The sequence below is a fragment of the Streptococcus oralis genome (assembly GCF_023110435.1).
GTDB lineage: Bacteria > Bacillota > Bacilli > Lactobacillales > Streptococcaceae > Streptococcus > Streptococcus oralis_CF.
Genome location: NZ_JALDWB010000007.1, coordinates 70,268 through 83,234 on the forward strand (window position 1 = coordinate 70,268; position 12,967 = coordinate 83,234).

The following is a 12,967-nucleotide window of genomic DNA, read 5'->3' on the forward strand; positions in this document are numbered from 1 at the left end:
GTGAGAGTAAATGACAAAAGCAGATACGATTTTTAAAGAGAATATTGAACGAATCCTCAAAGACGGTGTCTTTTCTGAACAAGCACGTCCCAAGTACAAGGATGGGACTGTTGCCAACTCCAAGTACGTAACGGGTGTCTTTGCAGAGTATGACTTGGCCAAGGGGGAATTCCCCATCACGACCTTGCGCCCCATTGCAATCAAATCCGCCATCAAAGAAGTACTTTGGATTTACCAGGATCAGTCTAATAGCCTAGAAGTGCTAAATAACAAGTACAATGTTCACTACTGGAATGACTGGGAAGTGGGAGATACGGGAACCATTGGTGAGCGCTATGGGGCAGTTGTTAAGAAACACGACATCATCAATAAGATTCTCAAACAGTTGGAAGCCAACCCTTGGAATCGTCGTAATATCATCTCACTATGGGATTACCAAGCATTTGAGGAGACAGACGGCCTCCTTCCATGCGCCTTTCAAACCATGTTTGATGTCCGTCGAGTAGATGGAGAAATTTATCTAGATGCGACTTTGACCCAGCGCTCTAATGACATGCTGGTGGCCCACCACATTAACGCTATGCAGTACGTAGCTCTTCAAATGATGATTGCCAAGCATTTCGGCTGGAATGTTGGGAAGTTCTTCTACTTTATCAACAACCTCCATATCTATGATAATCAATTTGAACAAGCAGAGGAATTGCTTCGTCGTGAGCCGTCAAACTGCCAACCACGTTTGGTCTTGAATGTGCCAGATGAGACCAATTTCTTTGATATCAAAGCCGAAGACTTTGAGTTGGTTGACTATAATCCGGTCAAGCCACAGCTGAAGTTTGACCTAGCTATTTAATACTCTTCGAAAATCAAATTCAAACCACGTCAGCGTCGCCTTACCGTACTCAAGTACAGCCTGCGGCTAGCTTCCTAGTTTGCTCTTTGATTTTCATTGAGTATAAAAGAAAATAAAAAGAAGTTGAGATTTCTCAACTTCTTTTGTTGCTTAATGTGATACGCGGCGGCGAGCTGCTTTTTTACGGTTTTCTTCGATGAAAGCTGCTTTTTGCTCTTCTGGTTCGATTACTTTCTTTTTAAATGCGTATACTGCTCCTGCAACAGCAGCGACAGTTCCTGCAACACCTGTTACAAGACCTTTAGCGAATCCTTTAGCCATGAGTCTTCCTCCTTTATCTTCCCGATCAGCCAGGCTCCTCAAGGGGTAGCATTTTTCTGACTGACCTTTTTATGATATAATAATAGTAACGAAAAAATGGGAATTTTTCAAGGAAAAAAGATGAAAACAAAAATAATTGTGATTGTTGGACCGACTGCTGTTGGAAAAACTGCCCTTGCTATTGAAGTGGCCAAGCGCTTTGGTGGAGAGGTGGTCAGTGGTGACAGTCAGCAAGTTTACAGAGGATTGGATATTGGGACGGCCAAGGCTAGCCCAGAGGAGCAAGTAGCTGTTCCTCATCATTTGATTGATGTCAGAGAGGTGACCGAGTCTTACTCGGCTTTTGATTTTGTTTCAGAATCTAAGAAGGCTATTGAGGATATTCAGAGACGTGGCAAGCTTGCTATTATCGCTGGTGGAACTGGGCTTTATATCCAGAGCTTGCTTGAAGGCTATCATCTAGGTGGGGAAACACCTCATGAGGAGATTTTGGCCTATCGGGCTAGCTTGGAGCCTTATTCAGATGAGGAATTAGCCCATCTTGTGGAGCAAGCAGGCCTTGAAATTCCTCAGTTTAATCGTCGTCGTGCTATGCGTGCCTTGGAGATTGCCCATTTTGGTCAGGATTTGGAAAATCAGGAGACCTTGTATGAACCACTGATTATCTGCTTGGATGATGAACGCAGTCAGCTTTATGAACGGATCAACCGTCGAGTGGATTTGATGTTTGAGGCCGGGCTTTTGGATGAGGCTAAGTGGCTTTTTGACCATTACCCTGATGTGCAGGCAGCCAAAGGCATTGGCTACAAGGAACTTTTTCCTTATTTCCGTGGGGAGCAGACTCTGGAGGAAGCCAGCGAGAGTCTCAAACAGGCAACGCGTCGTTTTGCTAAGCGCCAGCTGACCTGGTTCCGTAATCGTATGCAGGTGACCTTTTATCAGATAGGGGAGTCTGGCGTGAAGGACCGCATTTTAAGCCAGATTGAGGAGTTTTTAGATGATTGAAACAGAGAAAAAAGAGGAGCGAGTCCTGCTCATTGGTGTAGAACTGCAGGGCATGGATAATTTTGACCTCTCCATGGAAGAGTTGGCAAGTCTGGCTAAGACAGCTGGGGCAGTCGTAGTAGATAGTTACAGACAAAAACGTGAAAAATATGATTCCAAGACTTTTGTTGGCTCTGGTAAGTTGGAAGAAATTGCACTCATGGTAGATGCGGAAGAAATTAGCACTGTCATCGTCAACAACCGTCTGACTCCGCGACAAAATGTTAATTTGGAGGAAATTCTCGGAGTAAAAGTGATTGATCGTATGCAGCTGATTTTGGATATTTTTGCCATGCGGGCTCGAAGCCACGAAGGAAAACTCCAAGTCCACCTAGCCCAGCTCAAGTACCTCTTGCCTCGCTTGGTTGGGCAGGGGATTATGCTTAGTCGTCAAGCAGGGGGGATTGGTTCTCGTGGACCTGGTGAAAGCCAGCTGGAGCTGAATCGTCGTAGTGTTCGCAACCAAATCACAGACATTGAACGTCAGCTCAAGGTGGTTGAGAAAAATCGAGCGACAGTCAGAGAAAAACGCTTGGAGTCGAGTACCTTTAAGATTGGCTTGATAGGCTACACCAACGCTGGGAAATCAACCATCATGAACACCTTGACCAGTAAGACCCAATATGAGGCAGATGAGCTATTTGCGACTCTGGATGCGACAACGAAGAGCATCCATCTTGGGGGCAATCTACAGGTTACCTTGACTGATACTGTTGGGTTTATCCAAGATTTGCCGACAGAGTTGGTGTCCAGTTTCAAGTCAACCTTGGAAGAAAGCAAGCATGTGGACCTTCTGGTTCATGTTATCGATGCCAGCAATCCTTACCACGAGGAGCATGAAAAAACAGTTCTGTCCATCATGAAAGACTTGGATATGGAAGATATTCCTCGCCTGACCCTTTATAATAAAGCGGATTTGGTGGAGGATTTTACGCCGACCCAAACGCCATACGCTCTCATTTCTGCTAAGTCTGAGGATAGTCGTGAGAACTTGCAAGCTTTATTGCTAGATAAGATTAAGGAAATTTTTGAAGCATTTACTCTGCGCGTGCCTTTTTCTAAGTCTTACAAGATTCATGATTTGGAAAGTGTTGCGATTCTGGAAGAGCGCGATTATCAGGATGACGGGGAAGTCATTACAGGCTACATTTCCGAGAAAAATAAATGGAGGTTAGAGGAATTTTATGACTGATATTAAAACGTTGGCTCTAAAATATGGGGGTTATACAAGTCTGGATAAGGTCTATCTGGATCAGTTTCTAGCTGGTAAAACAGAGCAGGAGCAACTAGCTCTCATCACACCTCCACCGAGTGTAGTCAATGCCTACTTTGCTGAACTCTACCAGAAAAAGAGTCCTGAAGCTGCGACGGATTATTTTGCAGAACTTAGCCAGGAACTAAACCTCTATAATACTGAGCCAAGTTTCACCGAAGAAAGTAAACCCTTTGTTCGGCTTAATCTGTCTGGCAAATCCTTTGGATTTTGCTATGAGAAAGAAGATCTTGGACTCATTTTCTCAGAAGCTGAGGAAGAAATTACTACTGACTTGCTTTTTGAGATTGCGCAAATTTTCCCCCATCAGCTCGTCTTTGAGGAGTCTGGTAAAATCTACATGAATTCAATCGGAGAAGAGGAAGTAGTCAGTGTAGAAACCTTAACAGCTTTAACGGACTTGGAAAACTTAGCAGATGGTCGCAAGCGTCTCAAAGGCTATAGTCAAGAGGATTTATTACAAGAAGCTGTTGCTTTTTCTGGAAAGCCTTATTTCCGATCGGAAAATCGCACAGCTATGTTATATATTGATTAATTAGAAAGTATCGAATGGATATTCAATTTTTAGGAACGGGGGCTGGTCAGCCCTCTAAAGCCCGCAACGTTTCAAGCCTCGCCCTGAAACTCTTGGACGAGATTAACGAAGTTTGGCTCTTTGACTGTGGCGAAGGAACGCAAAATCGCATTCTGGAAACCACGATTCGACCACGTAAGGTCAGCAAAATCTTTATCACTCACTTGCATGGAGACCACATCTTTGGTTTACCAGGTTTCCTTTCTAGCCGTGCTTTTCAAGCTAATGAAGAGCAGACAGATTTGGACATTTATGGGCCGCAAGGGATCAAGTCATTTGTCTTAACCAGTCTTCGTGTGTCAGGTTCTCGTCTGCCTTACCACATTCATTTTCATGAGTTTGACCAAAATTATCTAGGGAAAATCCTTGAAACCGATAAGTTCACGGTTTATGCAGAGGAGCTGGATCACACTATTTTCTGTGTTGGCTATCGTGTCATGCAAAAGGACTTGGAAGGAACGCTGGATGCTGAAAAACTTAAGGCTGCTGGTGTCCCATTTGGCCCGCTTTTTGGAAAAATCAAAAACGGTCAGGATGTTGTTCTGGATGATGGGACTCAAATCAAGGCGGCAGACTATATCTCAGCACCGAGACCTGGCAAGGTAGTTACTATTCTTGGTGACACGCGAAAAACCAATGCCAGCGTGCGTCTAGGCGTCAATGCTGATGTCCTGGTCCATGAATCGACTTATGGAAAGGGTGATGAGAAAATTGCCCGCAATCACGGTCACTCAACCAATATGCAGGCTGCGCAAGTAGCAGCAGAAGCAGGAGCCAAGCGCCTCTTGCTCAATCATATCAGCGCCCGTTTCCTCTCAAAAGATATCAGCCAGCTCAAGAAGGATGCGGCAACTGTTTTTGAAAATGTCCATGTGGTCAAAGACTTGGAAGAAGTGGAAATCTAACAGTTATTGAAAGGACGAAGCATGTCTACTATTCTCATTACAGGAGCTAGTGGCGGATTGGCCCAAGAAATGGTCAAACTCTTGCTAGATGACCAACTCATCTTACTAGGTAGAAACAAGGAAAAACTGTCGGAGCTATATGGAAACCATCCTAATGTAGAATTGATTGAAATCGACATTACTGATGACTCAGCCCTAGAAACTCTGGTAGCTGACCTCTATCTCCGTTATGGCAAGATTGATGTCTTGATTAACAATGCTGGTTACGGGATTTTTGAGGAATTTGACCAGATTTCTGCTCAAGACATTCACCAGATGTTTGAGGTTAATACCTTTGCTCTGATGAATCTGTCTCGTCGTCTTGGAGCTCGCATGAAGGAGAGAGGAAAAGGGCATATCATCAATATTGTCAGCATGGCAGGCTTGATAGCGACTGCTAAGTCCAGTCTTTACTCGGCGACCAAGTTTGCGGCTATTGGTTTTTCCAATGCTCTACGCCTCGAACTCATGCCCTATGGTGTCTATCTAACAACAGTCAATCCAGGACCAATCCGAACAGGATTTTTTGACCAAGCAGACCCAGATGGGAGCTACCTCAAGTCGGTTGACCGCTTTCTCTTAGAACCATATGCGGTTGCTAAAAAAATCGTCAAGATCATAGGAAAAAACAAACGAGAACTCAATCTCCCAATTTTGTTGAACCTAGCCCATAAGTTTTATACCCTCTTCCCCAAGTTAGCTGATAAGTTGGCAGGGGGAATCTTTAATTATAAGTAAAAGGAGTTCCTTACAAAAGGAGCTTTTTATAATATTTAACTGAGTGTCAAAAAATTGTTTGTTTTTGTTCTAAATTTACATTCACTTTTTTGAATCTTCTACAAATTTTAGAAAAAACAATCAAAAATATGATTTTTTGTGTTTATGGTATTGAAATTTCCTATATTATTTTATAAAATAAAGGTAAAAGGCTATGAAAAAGTAATACGCTTACAAGAAAATGGAAGCGGTTACTAAAGGAGGATTTTATGGAAAAAGGCCATTGGAATCGTAAAAGAGTTTACAGCATTCGTAAGTTTGCCGTAGGTGCTTGCTCTGTCATGATTGGAACCTGTGCGGTTCTATTTGGAGGAAGTGTCGTTGGAGAATCACCAGTTTTCGCGGATGAAACTCCTATCGCCCACACTGTAGAACAAGCAAAAGAGGAAAGTCCAGCAGTGGAGGGAAAAGAAGATCAAGCTGTAGCAGAACACAAGGATGTTGCAAGTGTTGACCAAAGTCAAGCTACTCCAATTGAAACAAGCAAACCAGAGAAGAAAGAAGACGAACCTGTAGCTCCAAAAGAGGAGAAAGTGTCTCTCAAACCTGAAGAAACAGCTCCGAAGGTAGAATCTCAAGCTTCAAGTCAAGAAAAGCCTCTCAAGGAAGATTTGAAAGCTGCGACAAATGAAGAAGTGAATCAAATGATTGAAGATAGAAAAGTGAATTTTAATCAAAATTGGCACTTTAAACTCAATGCGAATCCTAAAGAAGCTGTGAAATCAGATGCCGATGTATCAACATGGCAAAAATTGGATCTCCCACACGACTGGAGTATCTTTAACGATTTTGACCATCAGTCCCCTGCCCAAAATGAAGGTGGACAGCTCAATGGTGGTGAAGCTTGGTATCGCAAGACCTTTAAACTTGATGAAAAAGATCTCAAGAAAAATGTTCGAGTGACCTTTGATGGTGTCTACATGGACTCTCAAGTCTATGTCAATGGCCAGTTAGTGGGACATTATCCAAATGGTTACAACCAGTTCTCATACGATATCACCAAATACCTTCACAAAGATGGTCGTGAGAATGTGATTGCTGTCCATGCTGTCAACAAACAACCAAGTAGCCGTTGGTATTCTGGTAGCGGTATTTATCGTGATGTGACCTTGCAAGTGACAGATAAAGTTCATGTTGAGAAAAATGGAACAACCATCTTAACGCCAAAACTTGAACAACAGCAACACGGCAAGGTTGAAACTCATGTAGCCAGCAAAATCGTCAATACAGATGATAAAGACCATGAACTTGTGGCAGAATATCAAATCGTTGAACGTGGTGGTCAGGCTGTAACGGGCTTGGTTCGTACAGCGAGTCGTACCTTGAAAGCACATGAATCAACAAGTCTTGATGCGATTTTAGAAGTTGAAAGACCAAAACTCTGGACAGTTTTAAATGATAAACCTGCCTTGTACGAATTGATTACGCGTGTTTACCGTGACGGTCAATTGGTTGATGCTAAGAAAGATTTGTTTGGTTACCGTTACTATCACTGGACTCCAAATGAAGGCTTCTCTTTGAATGGTGAACGCATTAAATTCCATGGTGTTTCCTTGCACCATGACCACGGAGCGCTTGGAGCAGAAGAAAACTATAAAGCAGAATATCGCCGTCTCAAACAAATGAAGGAGATGGGAGTTAACTCCATCCGTACAACCCACAACCCTGCTAGTGAGCAAACCTTGCAAATCGCTGCAGAACTTGGTTTGCTCGTTCAGGAAGAGGCCTTTGATACTTGGTATGGTGGAAAGAAACCTTATGACTATGGTCGCTTCTTTGAAAAAGATGCCACTCACCCAGAAGCTCGAAAAGGTGAAAAATGGTCTGATTACGATCTACGTACTATGGTCGAAAGAGATAAAAATAATCCAGCTGTCTTCATGTGGTCTATCGGAAACGAAATCGGTGAAGCAAATGGTGACGCCCACTCTCTAGCAACGGTAAAACGTCTAGTCAAAGTTATCAAGGATGTTGATAAAACTCGTTACGTTACCATGGGAGCAGATAAGTTCCGTTTCGGTAATGGTAGTGGTGGACATGAGAAAATTGCTGATGAACTAGATGCGGTTGGATTCAACTATTCTGAAGATAACTACAAAGCCCTTCGTGCAAAACATCCTAACTGGTTGATTTACGGTTCTGAGACATCTTCAGCTACCCGTACACGTGGAAGTTATTATCGCCCTGAGAGAGAACTAGTTCACAGCAACCAAGACTATCGTAACTACGAACAGTCTGACTATGGAAATGACAGAGTTGGTTGGGGTAAAACTGCAACTGCTTCATGGACTTTTGACCGAGACAATGCTGGCTATGCTGGACAGTTTATCTGGACAGGTACGGACTATATCGGTGAGCCTACTCCATGGCACAACCAAAACCACACGCCAGTTAAGAGTTCATACTTTGGTATTGTTGATACAGCTGGTATTCCAAAACATGACTTCTATCTTTACCAAAGCCAATGGGTTTCTGTTAAGAAGAAACCAATGGTGCACCTCCTTCCTCACTGGAACTGGGAAGACCCTACTCTAAAAGCGAACGTAGCTGATGCAGAAGGTAAGATTCCAGTTCGTGCTTATTCAAACGCTGCAAGCGTTGAATTGTTCTTGAACGGTCAATCTCTCGGAGTTAAGACCTTCAACAAAAAACAAACCAGCGATGGCCGTACCTACCAAGAAGGTGCGAATGCTAAGGAACTCTATCTTGAGTGGAAGGTTGCTTACCAACCAGGTACCTTGGAAGCTGTAGCTCGCGATGAAGCTGGAAAAGAAATTGCACGTGACAAGATTACCACTGCGGGTCAACCAGCAGGTGTTCGTCTTGTTAAGGAAGAACACGCAATCGCAGCAGATGGAAAAGACTTGACTTACATCTACTACGAAATCGTAGACAGTGAAGGAAATGTTGTACCAACTGCAAATAATCTGGTTCGTTTCCAATTACATGGACAAGGTCAACTGGTCGGTGTCGATAATGGGGAACAAGCCAGCCGTGAACGCTACAAGGCGCAACCAGACGGTTCTTGGGTCCGCAGAGCCTTTAACGGTAAAGGTGTTGCCATTGTCAAATCAACTGAACAAGCAGGTAAATTCACACTAACAGCCCATTCAGATCTCTTGAAATCGGACCAAGTCACCATCTTTACTGGTAAGAAAGAAGACCAAGAAAAGACTGTTCTCGGAACAGAAGTACCAAAAGTACGTACTGTTATTGAAAAAGAGCCAAAAATGCCGAAGACAGTCGGTTTTATCTACAGTGATGGCAGTCGTGAAAAACGTCCAGTAACCTGGTCTTCAGTTGATGTGAGCCAAGCAGGAGTTGTGACTGTTAAAGGTATGGCAGACGGACGTGAAGTTGAGGCTCGTGTAGAAGTTCTAGCAATTGCGAAAGAACTACCAACTGTTAAACGTGTTGCCCCAGGAACAGACTTGAGTGCTGTTGACAAATATGTTTCTATTGCCGTTACGGATGGAAGCGTACAAGAATACGAAGTTGATAAGTGGGAGATTGCGGAAACTGATAAAGCTAAACTGTCAGTTGCAGGATCACGTATTCAAATGACTGGTCAACTGGGCGGTGAGACTATTCATGCTACGCTTGTAGTAGAAGAAGGCAATCCTGCAACACCTGTAGTACCGACTGTAAGTGTTGGTGGTGAAGCTGTCACAGGCCTTACTAGTCAACATCCAATGCAATACCGCACTCTTGCTTATGGTGCATCCTTGCCAGAAGTCGCAGCAAGTACTGAAAATGCGGATGTTACTGTAGTCCAAGCAAGTGCAGCAAACGGCATGCGTGCAAGCATCTTTGTTCAACCAAATGATGGTGGCCCTCTTCAAATGTATGCAATTCAATTCCTTGAAGAAGCACCAAAAATTGACCATTTGAGCCTACAAGTGGAACAAGCGGACAGCCTCAAAGAAGACCAAACAGTGAAATTGTCGGTTCGAGCTCACTATCAAGATGGAACACAAGCAGTTTTACCAGCTGATAAAGTAACCTTCTCTACAAGTGGTGAAGGGGAAGTCGCAGTTCGTAAAGGAATGCTTGAGTTACATAAGCCAGGAGTAGTCACTCTGAAAGCGGAATATGAGGGAGCTAAAGGCCAAGTTGAACTCACTATCCAGGCCAATACTGAGACGAAGGTTGCGCAATCTATCCGTTCAGTAAATGTAGTGACAGACTTGCATCAAGAACCAAGTCTTCCAGCAACAGTAACTGTTGAGTATGACAAAGGTTTCCCTAAAACTCACAAAGTCACATGGGAAGCTATTCCAAAAGAAAAACTAGACCACTATCAAACCTTTGAAGTGCTAGGTAAAGTTGAAGGCCTTGACCTTGAAGCGCGTGCTAAAGTCTCTGTAGAAGGTATCGTTTCAGTTGAAGAAGTTAGTGTGACGACCCCAATCGCAGAAGCACCTCAATTACCAGAAAGTGTTCGTACCTACGATTCAAATGGTCACGTTTCATCAGCTAAGGTTACATGGGATGCGATTGATCCGGAGCAATACGCCAAGGAAGGTGTCTTTACAGTCACTGGTCGCCTTGAAGGTACGCAATTAACAACTAAACTCCATGTTCGCGTATCTGCTCAAACTGAGCAAGGTGCAAATATTTCTGACCAATGGACGGGTTCAGAATTGCCACTTGCCTTTGCTTCAGACTCAAATCCGAGCGACCCTGTTTCAAACGTCAACGATAAATTGATTTCCTTTAATGACCGACCAGCCAATCGTTGGACAAACTGGAATCGTAGTAATCCAGAAGCTTCAGTTGGTGTCCTATTCGGAGATTCAGGTATCTTGAGCAAACGTTCGGTTGATAATCTAAGTGTCGGATTCCACGAAGACCATGGAGTTGGTGCGCCGAAGTCTTATGTGATCGAGTATTATGTTGGTAAGACTGTTCCAACAGCTCCTAAAAACCCTAGCTTTGTAGGCAATGAAGACCATGTATTTAACGATCCAGCTAACTGGAAAACTGTTACCAATCTAAAAGCTCCAACTCAACTCAAGGCTGGAGAAATGAACCACTTTAGCTTTGATAAAGTTGAAACCTATGCTGTTCGTATTCGCATGGTGAAAGTAGATAATAAGCGTGGAACTTCTATCACAGAAGTACAAATCTTTGCGAAACAAGTTGCGGCAGCCAAACAAGGACAAACAAGAATCCAAGTTGATGGCAAAGATTTAGCAAACTTCAACCCTGAATTGACAGACTACTACCTTGAGTCTGTAGATGGAAAAGTTCCCGCAGTAACGGCAAGTGTTAGCAACAATGGTCTTGCGACGGTTGTTCCAAGCGTTCGTGAAGGTGAGCCGGTTCGTGTCATTGCGAAAGCTGAAAATGGTGACATCTTAGGTGAATACCGTCTACACTTCACTAAGGACAAAGACTTACTTTCTCGTAAACCAGTTGTTGCGGTTAAACAAGCTCGCTTGTTGCAACTAGGGCAACCACTTGAATTGCCAACGAAGGTTCCGGTTTACTTCACAGGTAAAGACGGCTATGAAACAAAAGACTTGGCAGTTGAATGGGAAGAAGTTCCAGCAGAAAATCTGACCAAAGCAGGTCAATTTACTGTTCGAGGTCGTGTCCTTGGTAGTGACCTCGTTGCGGAGTTCACTGTACGAGTGACGGACAAACTTGGTGAGGCTCTCTCAAACAATCCTAACTATGATGAAAACAGTAACCAAGCCTTTGCTTCTGCAACTAATGATATTGATCCAAGTTCACATGATCGTGTAGACTATATCAATGATGGAGATCACAATGAAAATCGTCGTTGGACAAACTGGTCTCCAACACCATCTTCTAATCCAGAAGTATCAGCGGGTGTGATCTTCCGTGAAAATGGCAAGATTGTAGAACGGACTGTTGCGCGAGCTAAACTTCACTTCTTTGCAGATAGTGGTACGGATGCGCCATCTAAACTTGTTTTAGAACGTTATATCGGTCCAGAGTTTGAAGTGCCTACCTACTATTCAAACTACCAAGCCTATGAATCAGGCCATCCATTTAACAATCCAGATAACTGGGAAGCTGTTCCTTATCGTGCGGATAAAGACATTGAAGCTGGTGATGAAATCAACCTAACATTTAAAGCCGTGAAAGCCAAAGCCATGAGATGGCGTATGGAGCGCAAAGCTGATAAGAAGGGTGTTGCGATGATTGAGATGACCTTCCTTGCGCCAAGCGAATTGCCTCAAGAAAGCACTCAATCGAAGATTCTTGTAGATGGAAAAGAACTTGCTGATTTCGCTGAAAATCGTCAAGACTATCAAATCACCTATAAAGGTCAACGTCCAAAAGTGACCGTTCAAGAAAGCAATCAAGTGGCTTCAACAGTTGTAGATAGCGGAGATGATAGCCTTCCAGTTCTTGTTCGCCTCGTTTCAGAAAGTGGAAAACAAGTTAAGGAATACCGTATACAACTAGTCAAGGAAAAACCAGTTTCTGAGAAAACAGCCCCTGCTATTCAAGAAGAAAATCCAAGTCTTGAGGTTGTCGAAAAAGAACTTGCCTTCCAGACTGTTGAAAAAGAAGACTCAAGTCTATATGTAGGAGAAAGCCGTGTAGAACAAGAAGGACAAGTTGGTAAGGAACGCATTCTTACATCTGTAAGCCCAGACGGAACTCGTGAAGAGAAACTCCGTGAAGTGCTTCAGGCTCCTGTTGACCGGGTTCTTCTAGTTGGAACTAGACGTGGTACAGCCCAACCACTTGATGGTGTCAGAGATTTAGTTCATCACAAACCAGAACTACTAGTAGAAGAAGAGGAGGTTGATTTCCAAGTTCAAGAACGTAAGACTGACAAACTTTATGTGGGTGAAAGTCGTGTTATTCAAGAAGGTCAAAAAGGTGTTCGTGTCCACCTAGTAGAAGTCGAAAACGGTAAGCGTACATCGAAAGAAACCTTTGATAAGATAGTTGCGCAAGATCGTATCGTGGAAGTAGGAACTAAGCGAGGTACAGCTCAACCACTTGATGGGGTCAGAGATTTGGTTCATCACAAACCAGAACTACTAGTAGAAGAAGAGAAGGTTGATTTCCAAGTTCAAGAATGTAAGACTGACAAACTTTATGTGGGTGAAAGTCGTGTTCTTCAAGAAGGTCAAAAAGGTGTTCGTGTCCACCTAGTAGAAGTCGAAAACGGTAAGCGTACATCGAAAGAAACCTTT

8 protein-coding genes are annotated in these 12,967 nt (G+C 43.4%); 7 read left to right on the top strand and 1 reads right to left on the bottom strand.

Annotation, left to right across the window (positions count from 1 at the left end):
- Positions 1-10: 10 nt before the first annotated feature.
- Positions 11-850 (top strand): thymidylate synthase, encoded by an 840-nt coding sequence (locus tag M1F97_RS08455; protein WP_247944811.1) that lies wholly within the window; start codon positions 11-13, stop codon positions 848-850.
- Between the two features lie 150 nt (positions 851-1,000).
- On the opposite strand, the gene M1F97_RS08460 is transcribed toward M1F97_RS08455, so the two are convergent.
- Positions 1,001-1,171 (bottom strand): DUF3042 family protein, encoded by a 171-nt coding sequence (locus M1F97_RS08460; RefSeq protein ID WP_169447210.1) that lies wholly within the window; start codon positions 1,169-1,171, stop codon positions 1,001-1,003.
- Positions 1,172-1,291: 120 nt separating this feature from the next.
- On the opposite strand from M1F97_RS08460, the gene miaA reads away from it, so the two are divergent.
- The 6 genes from miaA to bgaA all read left to right on the top strand — a co-directional run.
- The gene (miaA, locus tag M1F97_RS08465; RefSeq protein ID WP_247944812.1) at positions 1,292-2,176 is read left to right on the top strand and encodes a tRNA (adenosine(37)-N6)-dimethylallyltransferase MiaA; all 885 of its coding nucleotides are present in this window, start codon (positions 1,292-1,294) and stop codon (positions 2,174-2,176) included.
- Positions 2,169-3,407, top strand: coding sequence for a GTPase HflX (gene hflX, locus M1F97_RS08470; RefSeq protein WP_247944813.1), 1,239 nt, complete (start codon positions 2,169-2,171; stop codon positions 3,405-3,407). The genes miaA and hflX overlap by 8 nt, the downstream gene beginning before the upstream one ends.
- Entirely contained in the window at positions 3,400-4,023 is a 624-nt protein-coding gene (locus M1F97_RS08475) for a cystathionine beta-lyase (protein WP_247944814.1), read from the top strand. Before hflX ends, M1F97_RS08475 begins: the two co-directional genes overlap by 8 nt.
- Positions 4,024-4,037: 14 nt before the next feature.
- Complete coding sequence (rnz, locus tag M1F97_RS08480) at positions 4,038-4,967, top strand: ribonuclease Z (protein ID WP_247944815.1); 930 nt, start codon at positions 4,038-4,040, stop codon at positions 4,965-4,967.
- 21 nt (positions 4,968-4,988) lie between these two features.
- Entirely contained in the window at positions 4,989-5,744 is a 756-nt protein-coding gene (locus M1F97_RS08485) for an SDR family NAD(P)-dependent oxidoreductase (RefSeq protein WP_247944816.1), read from the top strand.
- Positions 5,745-5,992: 248 nt separating this feature from the next.
- Positions 5,993-12,967, top strand: a 6,975-nt coding sequence (bgaA, locus tag M1F97_RS08490; RefSeq protein WP_247944817.1) for an Ig-like domain-containing protein, incomplete at its 3' end; no start/stop codon positions are given.

Excerpts from the sequence above, each read along its gene's own strand:
- hflX (WP_247944813.1), top strand. The coding sequence starts at position 2,169 with ATGATTGAAACAGAGAAAAAAGAGGAGCGAGTCCTGCTCATTGGTGTA.
- M1F97_RS08460 (WP_169447210.1), bottom strand. The coding sequence starts at position 1,171 with ATGGCTAAAGGATTCGCTAAAGGTCTTGTAACAGGTGTTGCAGGAACT.
- miaA (WP_247944812.1), top strand. The coding sequence starts at position 1,292 with ATGAAAACAAAAATAATTGTGATTGTTGGACCGACTGCTGTTGGAAAA.
- rnz (WP_247944815.1), top strand. The coding sequence starts at position 4,038 with ATGGATATTCAATTTTTAGGAACGGGGGCTGGTCAGCCCTCTAAAGCC.
- M1F97_RS08485 (WP_247944816.1), top strand. The coding sequence starts at position 4,989 with ATGTCTACTATTCTCATTACAGGAGCTAGTGGCGGATTGGCCCAAGAA.
- M1F97_RS08475 (WP_247944814.1), top strand. The coding sequence starts at position 3,400 with ATGACTGATATTAAAACGTTGGCTCTAAAATATGGGGGTTATACAAGT.
- M1F97_RS08455 (WP_247944811.1), top strand. The coding sequence starts at position 11 with ATGACAAAAGCAGATACGATTTTTAAAGAGAATATTGAACGAATCCTC.